Annotated in this window: 5 protein-coding genes and 2 pseudogenes; 5 read left to right on the top strand and 2 right to left on the bottom strand. The window is 61.9% G+C overall.

Translation table 11 applies throughout. The features are described from left to right. Positions 1-1447, bottom strand: a 1447-nt coding sequence (locus tag ABLE43_RS22715; protein WP_348980234.1) for a tyrosine-type recombinase/integrase, incomplete at its 3' end; no start/stop codon positions are given. On the opposite strand from ABLE43_RS22715, the gene ABLE43_RS22720 reads away from it, so the two are divergent. From ABLE43_RS22720 to ABLE43_RS22740, 5 genes and pseudogenes are all read left to right on the top strand, one after another. Then, a complete protein-coding gene (locus ABLE43_RS22720) occupies positions 1432-3348 on the top strand; it encodes a strawberry notch C-terminal domain-containing protein (RefSeq protein WP_348980235.1) in 1917 nt (638 codons plus the stop codon). The two genes, ABLE43_RS22715 and ABLE43_RS22720, sit on opposite strands and share 16 nt — an antisense overlap. 105 nt (positions 3349-3453) lie before the next feature. Then, positions 3454-5559: a ParB/RepB/Spo0J family partition protein gene (locus ABLE43_RS22725; RefSeq protein ID WP_348980236.1), complete on the top strand. Its 2106-nt coding sequence runs from the start codon at positions 3454-3456 to the stop codon at positions 5557-5559. 101 nt (positions 5560-5660) lie between these two features. Further along, positions 5661-6602, top strand: a complete 942-nt coding sequence (locus tag ABLE43_RS22730; protein ID WP_030090556.1) for an ArdC family protein — start codon at positions 5661-5663, stop codon at positions 6600-6602. Positions 6603-6645: 43 nt separating this feature from the next. After that, a pseudogene (locus ABLE43_RS22735) lies at positions 6646-6912 on the top strand (DUF6927 domain-containing protein); the annotation flags it as partial. Between the two features lie 612 nt (positions 6913-7524). Further along, the gene (locus ABLE43_RS22740) at positions 7525-9030 is read left to right on the top strand and encodes a reverse transcriptase domain-containing protein (RefSeq protein ID WP_348980237.1); all 1506 of its coding nucleotides are present in this window, start codon (positions 7525-7527) and stop codon (positions 9028-9030) included. A 16-nt stretch (positions 9031-9046) separates the two neighbouring features. Here the strand turns inward: ABLE43_RS22740 and ABLE43_RS22745 are convergent. Further along, positions 9047-9150 (bottom strand): annotated as a pseudogene (locus tag ABLE43_RS22745) (IS5 family transposase); the annotation flags it as partial.

Raw genomic sequence — 9150 nt, forward strand, 5'->3', positions numbered from 1 at the left:
GGATCGTTCCAACGGACTCCAGCCCTGCGCCCGCGCGCAGCAAGTTGGTGGCAAGCGAATGCCGGAAAATGTGCGATCCGGTCGGCACGCCTTCGATCCCGCCGCGCTCATGCGTGCGTGCAACGATGCCGGCGATCTCCGCCGATGAGCGGAACGAACGGAACGGGGCTTGCGCGCGCACGAACAGATGCGGATCGGCGGTCTTGGGACGCGCCGTGGCAATGTAGTCCAGGATCGCGTCACCGACGTCCTGAGGCAATGGCAGGCGATCAGGCCGACGCGTCTTGCCCTTGACCGTCAGGTGGCCCGAGCGCCAGTCGATATCGTCGAGGTGCATATCCCGAATATCACCGGCACGCAGGCCAAGCCGGGCGAGCAGGAGAATGATGGCCTTGTCCCGAACTTCCACCGGGCGATCAGTCGGACATGCGCCGATGATCTGCTCGATCGTTGCCGGGTTAACGTGCCGGGGCAGCGTCGAAAGACGGTAGCGTTGCACTGATGGGATCGCGTGCAACAAAGCTGGACGGCAAATACCCTGCACGACCAGGAACCGAATATAGCTCCGTATTATCGTGACGAGCAGTGATGCCGAACCCGGCGTCTCCTTGCTTCGTTGTTGAAACGCCCGTCTGAGGACGGCTGCATCCCATTGTGAAGGCTCGCCGAGCATAGGCGCGAGCCGCCTGATATCGGCCCGGTAGCGCCGGATCGTCTCATCGGTCGCGCCGCGGTGTTGCTTGAGCCATGCCAGATATGCCGCCATGTGCGGGTCGTCATCCGACACCAGTTCGACTGAAGGGATGACACCGCGGTCGCGCAAGAACTCGACGAAGTGCCGAGCGCCTCGCCGCCGCCGCTTCGCGCCCGAGGCAACAAGCTTGCCTCGCTTGCGCCAGACCGGACATCGACAATCATGCGCGCCGTACTGGTCGATGATCGTGTCATCGATATCGGCCCATTGTCGTCGCGCAATGCGAAGCCAGGCCGCGAAATGCTCGGCCTCGGATCGATAGGACTGGGCCGGTCCTTGCGCGAGTTGCAAGCGATCGATCCCATCGAAATAGTCGGCGAGGTGCCGTGGCAGATCGTCGATCCCGTCGTCGACACCGACGTAGCCTTGATCCTCCAGGAAGCGGACGAAGCGCCTGACTCGCGCTGCAATGTCCGCCTTATAGACTGGCTGCTGCGCCGAATACCGGTGGCAACGGCACCGATGCTTCTCGAACCGCCGAACGGTCCGATCGTCGATCGTGCGGATCGCGATCCCATGCAGTTCCATCCAATGCAGGAAATGACGGGCCGCAGCGCCAAACAGAATCGCACTGCCTGACCTCTCGTCGAGCGACAGAGAGGAGAGGAATGCGGTGAGTAGAGCGTCGTGACTGGGCGGGTCTTCGACCCGGAGCCGGGCCGCTCGAAACGACAATAATGATCTTGATCGCATGTTGGTTCCTTCGACTTGTTCAGGTCGAGGGAACCGTAATTATCTGGAGTGAAATCATGGAAAACCGAAGGAAACCTGCGTCTCTCGCCGCCACGCTCGACATAAACTGCGACTGCAAAGAATATGTCATCGATTATCTCGAGCGCGCTTTCCCTACTCGCCAAATGCGCGTCTTCACCGACGACACAGGCACGCAGCGCTCCGAGCCGATGACGGACGAGACGGGTAATCCCGTCTACAATCCCGAAGCCGAAGCTGCCCGCGCGCTGATGATCGAGCATCTTTGCGCATTGCCGCCGATCATGTCGGCGCTCGACGGCATCCTGGAGCATTTCGGGCATGATCGTGTCGCGGAAGTCACTGGGCGGACAAAACGCCTAATCTCGACGGGCGACGGCCGGCAGAAGCTGGAAACCCGTTCGACCCGTACCAGTCAGGCCGAGGCCGCGGCCTTCATGCAGGGGCTGAAGCGCGTCCTCATTTTCTCGGACGCCGACGGGACGGGGCGATCCTATCACGCATCAATGGACGTGCCGAACCAGGAGCAACGCGTCCATCTGTTGCTCGAGCCGGGCTGGCGCGCGGACCGCGCCATTCAGGGCCTTGGCCGAACCCATCGGACCCATCAGGCGAGCACGCCACTGTTCCGGCCCGTCACGACCGACTGCAAAGGCGAACTCCGCTTCACCAGCACGATTGCGAGGCGGCTCGACAGCCTCGGCGCACTCACACGGGGTCAGCGCCAGACCGGCGGTCAGAATCTCTTCGACCCGGCTGATAATCTGGAGAGCGAATATGCTTGCGCTGCGCTGGTGACGTGGTTCCACTTGCTGGTCGATGGCAAGCTCAAGAGCATCTCGCATTCGGAATTCGAGGATCGGACCGGTCTCGAGCTCTGCGACAAGGACGGCGTCCTGAAAGAGGAACTGCCGCCCATCCAGCGATGGCTAAATCGCATCCTCGCGCTTCCCATCGGCCTGCAGAACAGCATCTTCGATGAGTTTCTGTCCCTGGTCGAGACACGGGTATCGGCGGCGAGGGAGGCTGGCCGGCTCGATGTCGGTGTCGAGACGATCCTCGTCGATTCCGCCACCTTGATCGACGACACACTGCTCCGGACCGACCCGGTCAGCGGGGCGACGTCGCACTTGCTGACCATCGAGATCGCGCGGCGGCGGACCCCTGTCACCTTGGAGCGCGTGCTGCGTATCGCCGACAGCGATAGCACCGCCGTATTTCTGCTCAACGCCAAGTCGGGGATGGTCGCGCTGCAGACCCGCGCCCGAGCGCTCATGGAGGAGAAGGACGGAACGCCGATCCCGCGCTTCGAGCTGACGAGGCCGACCCGGCGGGAATATATCCGCGAGCATGAGCTCTTCGAGAGCGCCTGGAAAATAGTCGATCGGGACGCCTTCTGCGCGAAATGGCAGGCCGAAGCCGATGAAGCGGCGAACAAGGTCGACACCGAGACGATCCGCCTCGCGACCGGCTTGCTTCTGCCGATCTGGTCGGCGCTGCCCAGCGATCATCTGGTGGTCAACCGCATCGCTGACAAAGCGGGAAATAGCTGGCTCGGCCGCCTCGTTTTCGACGAGCACGTTGTCCAGCTTTTCACCAAGCTCGGCATCGATCGCGCCGAGAACCTGCCGCCCTCGGACATCATCAAATCGGCCCATTCCGGTCGAAGCGTTGATGTTGCCCGCCCATTCCCCATGACGATCCGCCGCGCGATGGTGAACCGAAATCATCGCATCGAGATAGTCGGGGCGCCGTCGGATCAGCTCGCCTGGCTGAAATCCTTGGGCTGCTTCACCGAGATCATTCAGTACCGGACACGGGTGTTCCTTCCGGTGAGCATCGCCGCCGACATCCTTGGGCGCATTCTCGCCGATCCTGGGTGAGCGCGGGTCGCCCTTGGTCAAACGACCGAGGCCGCTCTTGGGAAAGAGGGAAGGGGGAACGGGGTGGTGTCCGGGAATTGCCGGACGCCAAGAGGAGTGACCCCGGTGATCCAGACCATCAAACTCGCCAAGCTGCGGCTCTCGCCGATCAACGTCCGTACCGCACCGGACGAACAGCTTCAGATTGAACCCATGGCCGCCAGTATCGAGGCCAAGGGCGTCCTTCAGAATCTGCTCGTCACGCCCGCCAACAAGCCGCGCGGCACCTTCGAGGTCTTCGATGGCGGACGCCGTTGGCGCGCGCTTCGCCTGCTCGCCGAGCGCGGTACGATCTCGGAAGCCGATTTCGATGTCCCCGTCATGATCCTTACCGGCGACGATGCCGAATTGTCCGAAACGTCCACGGCGACCAACTTCCATCAGCTCAAGATGACCCCCGCCGAGGAATGCCGCGCCTTTCAGCACTTCATCGGCTCGACCGGCGATCTCGATGCTGTCGCAAAGCGTTTCGGCGTGACACGTCGCTTCGTCGAGGGGCGCCTGCGCCTCGCCTCGCTGGCAGCGCCGATCTTCGACGCCTTGAGCAAAAGCGAGATCACGCTCGACATCGCCAAAGCCTATGCGTCGACCGAAAGCCACGACAAGCAGCTTCTGGTCTGGAACAGCTACCAGAATGGCCACGTAACGGCCGACACCATCCGCCGCGTCATCGCCAATGAGACGCTCAAGGCCAGCGATCCGATCGCGATTCTGGTCGGCGAGGAGCGGTATCGCGCGGCAGGCGGCAAGGTCGATGGCGACCTCTTCACCGACGGCAACGACCGCTGGAACAATCCCGAGATCGCGCACCGTCTCGCCGGCGACATCATGGAGGCCGAAGCGAGACGCATCGGTGAGGAGACGGGCCTTGCCTGGATCAGGCCGATCGCCAGCAACTACGCCCACAACGCCGCCCACGGCCTCTACCGTGCCATCGTGCAGCCGCCCGCGCTCACCGAGGAGCAATCCGCCCGCCTTGGCGAGATCGAGGCGCGCCGCGCCGAGCTCGAGGCCGAAATGCAGGACGAATCCATCTCGCCCGATGCCTACAAGGCCCTGGACCAGGAGGATGACCGACTGATCGCCGAGGCCGAGGCGATCGAGCATCGCGCGCCCTTGCTGCCAGATGAGCTGCGGCCGCATGTCGGCGCGTTTCTGCTTCTGACGCCGCAGGGCGAGATGCGTCTCGACACCCAATTTTATAGCGAGCAGGAGCTCATCGTCGAAGAACCCGACGCGATCGATGATGCGGGCGGCGGAAATCCCGGCGAACCCGACGAGGGCGGGGCGGGCAGGTTTCGCGTCGGCGTGAAGGATTCGCCCGAGCCAGCTCGCCGACCCGAAGCTGTGGCACCTGGCGGCAAGCCGCTCAGCAATCGGCTCTACGACGAGCTTGCCATACAACGCCGCGATATTCTCGCATCCTGTCTGCTCGCTCAGCCGGCGCTCGCGCTCGATTACGCGCTGTTCGTCATGATCGACGCCCGGGTTTTCGCCGGCGGCGGTTCTGCCGACGAGATCGTTCAATATGGCACCACCATCTGCGCTGATGCCCCGCAGGATCCCGTCACGGCGGATTTGCCCGGCTCACGCGCCCGGTCCTACCTGGCCGAAGCGCATGATGGCCTTGATGCCGGATGGTGCGACCACGATCACGAAATCGATCGGTTCGAAGGGTTTCGCGCGCTCGATGACGACAGCAAGGCGCAGTGGCTGGCCTATATCGTTGCCATGTCGATCGAGGCCAAGCCGCGCGGGGCCAGCGGCCAGGTCGCGATCCACAATCGATTGGCCTCGATCCTCGAGATCGACGTTGCGAGCTGGTGGCGTCCGACCGCGGAAAACTTCTTCGATCGGGTCAACAAGGGCAGCATTTTGAGCCTGCTTCATGACGTCGGCGGCGGCGCGCTGACGGCTCGGCACGCCACCCTGAAGAAGGCGGAGATCTCGGAGAGCTGTGAAAAACTCTTCGCCGGGGCGGCCATTGTCGAGCCCGAGACGAAGGACGCTGTGCTCGCATGGGTGCCGGACGCGATGCGCTTTGGTGCTGCGGCCCCGTGCCCGACCGATCGTCTCGGTGGCGAGCCGGATCGCTCTGCGTTGTCGGATGATCACATGGCGGAAGGCGCTTCGGTCGCGGACGATACGGTGATCGAGCCGGTCGAAGCCTGACCCAGCAGGACAGGGGGGCGGTCGGCGCCACTTGCGCGATCGTCCCCTCCCGCACGCTTGCCTCTCCCGAACCCCATCGTCATCCCGCTGGAGCATCAGCCATGCCTGCGAAAGCCCGTCCGAGCCGCGACGTCGCGGCCGAAATCACCAACCTCATCATCAGAAAGCTGGAAGAAGGCGTCCCGCCCTGGACTCGGCCCTGGCGGGTTGCCGGCGCCGGTGGCCGTCCGCTCCGACACTGCGGCACGCCCTATACCGGGATCAACACGGTCTATCTTTGGGCGATCGCAGACGCGAACGGCTATCGCTCGCGCTACTGGATGACGTATCGCCAGGCCGAAGCGCTCGGCGGCCATGTTCGCCGGGGGGAGCACGGCTCGCTCTCGGTCTATTATTCGAGCTTCAAAAAGACCGAGTCGGACCGGGTGACCGGTGCCGAGAGCGAACGCAGCATTCGTTTCCTTCGCCATTATCTCGTGTTCAACGCCGATCAGATCGATGGGCTGCCCGCCTATTTCTATCCGGACGACGCGACCCCTGCGCCGATCGATCCATCTGCGCGGCAAGCTGCCATCGACGAGTTCTTCGATCATGTGCCGGCAGATGTTCGACATGGCGGCGATCGCGCCTTCTTCCACCCGACATTTGATTTCATCCAGATGCCGCACCGGCGGTCATTCACAACGATGGATCATTACGCCTCGGTGAGGGCACACGAGACCGTTCATTGGTCAGGCGGCAGCTCGCGCCTTGCCCGGACCTTCGGCAAGCGGTTCGGCGACAAAGCTTATAGTTTCGAGGAGCTTGTGGCTGAGATCGGAAGCGGCCTGATTTGCGCGCATTTGGATCTGCCGAACGAACTGCACGACAATCATGCGAGCTACGTCGCCCACTGGCTCGGCATTTTGCGCGCGGACAAGACCGCAATCATTCACGCCGCCTCGAAAGCTGAGCAGGCCTTCAACTACCTTCTGGCGTTTGGCGACAGCGACGACACGGCGTCATCGGCCGAGGGGGTCAGGCAGATCCTCGAGGCGGCCTGACCGCCGCTAATCCGAATTTTCCCCGACATCACAGGAGATACCGATGGGCTGGCTCACCATGTCCCGTTTCCACATGGGCGGACACAAGACCGCCAAGGATTATCTGGACGCGCAATTCACCTATAGCCGCGAGGCGGACGGGACGATCAAGGGACTGAAGGTGCTCGCCTCATCCTGCCCCCAGAATCGCACCTATTATGCTGCGGCTCAGGTGATGATCGACGGCGTCGGCAAGGAGGTTTTCGCGATCGTCTGCAAGGTGATGTGGAATCCCAAAAGCAAGTCCGGCGAGCATTTCGGCTACAAGGATAGTGCGCCGTTGCGGCGCTGAAATGGAGTATCAGTGATGATGAGGTAAGTTGAGAATGCCTCTGCTCGCCGGACTAACCTCGGGCCTCACAAGGTCTGAAATCTCGAAAGGGACGGGGAACAATAGCATGTTCGGAAAAGGCCAGATGCGTCTTAGTCGCAAATGGAGGCGATGACGGTCAGGGCAAGGTGCGTATGGTGAAGGCTACACTGCTTAAATCCCAGTCTGCAGCAATCTATATAGCGATACTGGCGAAAGCGACTGTCACGCCAGGTCCGGATGATGACAGCGGTCTCATGTCTTGGCCGCCTGTTTCTCAGCCCATCCGGTGCGCCTCTCGTCGAGGGGTTTAGTGGACGAACGGGACACCTAACCGCGCCGCATCTCCATTCAGCGTAACTACGGGATGCCCTAAACAGGCGGCTTCTGCCGGCCTGCATGGGTACGGAGCCGCCATATTACTCAAATGCCCGGGGTAATGCCCGGGACATCGACCTCTTCGGAGGCGGCGGTGCAACTGTATAAGGTCTCGAGCGATCGGGCCGAAAGCGGGGAAGACCGGGGGAAGGGCGGCAGCTGTGATTCTTCAACCACCGATCATGGGGTGTGCTGATGCTGCCAGAAACTGTGAAAGGCCGGTTGGAGGCCATTCCGGCGCTCGTTGCGTCGGGCAAAAGGGTGAATGGACTCTATCGTCTGATGGGGTCTCGCCTCCTTTGGGAGGAGGGGCTCCAGAAGATCGGATCCAACAAGGGTGCGATGACGCCGGGTATTGACGGCGAGACCTTCGCGGACTTCGGACCGGAAGACCTCGACCCGATTATCGCCAGCGTGACGGCAGGGACCTATGATCCCAAACCAGTGCGTCGGGTGTTTATCCCGAAAGGCAAGGGCAAACGGCGTCCGCTGGGCATTCCCACGCGCGACGACCGCCTCGTTCAGGAAGTGGCGCGGCAACTGCTCGAACGGATCTATGAACCGGTGTTCTCGAACGCCTCCCATGGATTCCGGCCGGGCCGGTCGTGTCATACGGCGCTTGAACACGTCAAAGCCGTATGGACGGGGGTGAAATGGCTCGTAGATGTGGATGTCGCGGGGTTCTTCGAGAACATCGACCACGACATCCTCCTGCGGCTGTTGCGGAAAAGGATCGATGACGAGAAATTCCTCGGCTTGATCGGCAGCATGCTTAAGGCGGGTGTTATGGAAGACCGGGTTCACACCCGGACCTACAGCGGCACTCCGCAGGGCGGTATCGTCTCGCCAATCTTGGCCAACATCTACCTCCATGAACTCGATATGTTCATGGCGGAACGGATCGCGGCTTTCGAGAGGGGGAAGGTCCGTGCCACGAACCCGGAATATGGGCGACTGGCTGGGCGCATCCAGAAACAACGGAAGCGCGTCACCATGCTGCGGGCCAAAGACAATGTCGACGAGGTGAAGGTTGCGGCCTCCTTGGCCAAAATCCAAACCTTACTGCCGCAAAAGCGGTCCATCCCGTCGAGAGACGCGATGGACCCCGGTTATCGCCGACTTCGTTACTGTCGCTACGCGGACGACTTCATGATTGGGGTTATCGGTAGCAAGGAGGATGCACGAAGCGTGTTCGCCGAAGTCAGGGCATTCCTGACCGAGGCGCTGGCGCTCACGGTGTCCGAGGAGAAAAGCGGTATCCGCAAGGCGAGCGATGGAGCCGCCTTCCTTGGATATGAGGTCCGCACATATACGACACGCCAACGGGTTGTCCGGAGCCGACAAGGTTCCGTCAGCTTCCTTCGTAGGCCGCCGTCGGAAGTGATGCAGCTGCATGTCCCTTGGGAGAAGGTCCACGCGTTCGCTTCTGCAAAAGGTTATGGTGATCTGTCGGTGTTGAAGCCGCGTCATCGTAGCCTGCTGCTCAGCTGCAGCGACGTTGAGATCGTCCTAGCTTACAACGCCGAATTGCGGGGTTTTGCGAACTACTATGCTCTCGCCAAGGATGTGAGCTTCAAGCTGAACAGGCTTGAGTTTCTCCAGCGGTGGAGCTTGTTCAAGACCTTGGCCAGCAAGCACAAAACCAATGTGCGAGCGGTCGTGGCCCGCATGAGGACGGGGCAGGAATTCACCATCGGCTAGGGTCAGGACTCATTGGTCATAGCCAGAAGATGACGGTGGCCGCGAGGGCGACGGCAGAGAAGAAGACGGTTGGGCAGCGGTCGTAGCGAGTTGCGACGCGGCGCCAATCCTTCAGACGGC

The organism is Sphingomonas silueang (assembly GCF_040049155.1).
GTDB classification, from domain to species: Bacteria; Pseudomonadota; Alphaproteobacteria; order Sphingomonadales; family Sphingomonadaceae; genus Sphingomonas; species Sphingomonas silueang.

Bases quoted from the DNA above. Each gene is read 5' to 3' on its own strand.
- ABLE43_RS22720 (WP_348980235.1), top strand. From the start codon at position 1,432: ATGATCTTGATCGCATGTTGGTTCCTTCGACTTGTTCAGGTCGAGGGA.
- ABLE43_RS22730 (WP_030090556.1), top strand. From the start codon at position 5,661: ATGCCTGCGAAAGCCCGTCCGAGCCGCGACGTCGCGGCCGAAATCACC.
- ABLE43_RS22740 (WP_348980237.1), top strand. From the start codon at position 7,525: ATGCTGCCAGAAACTGTGAAAGGCCGGTTGGAGGCCATTCCGGCGCTC.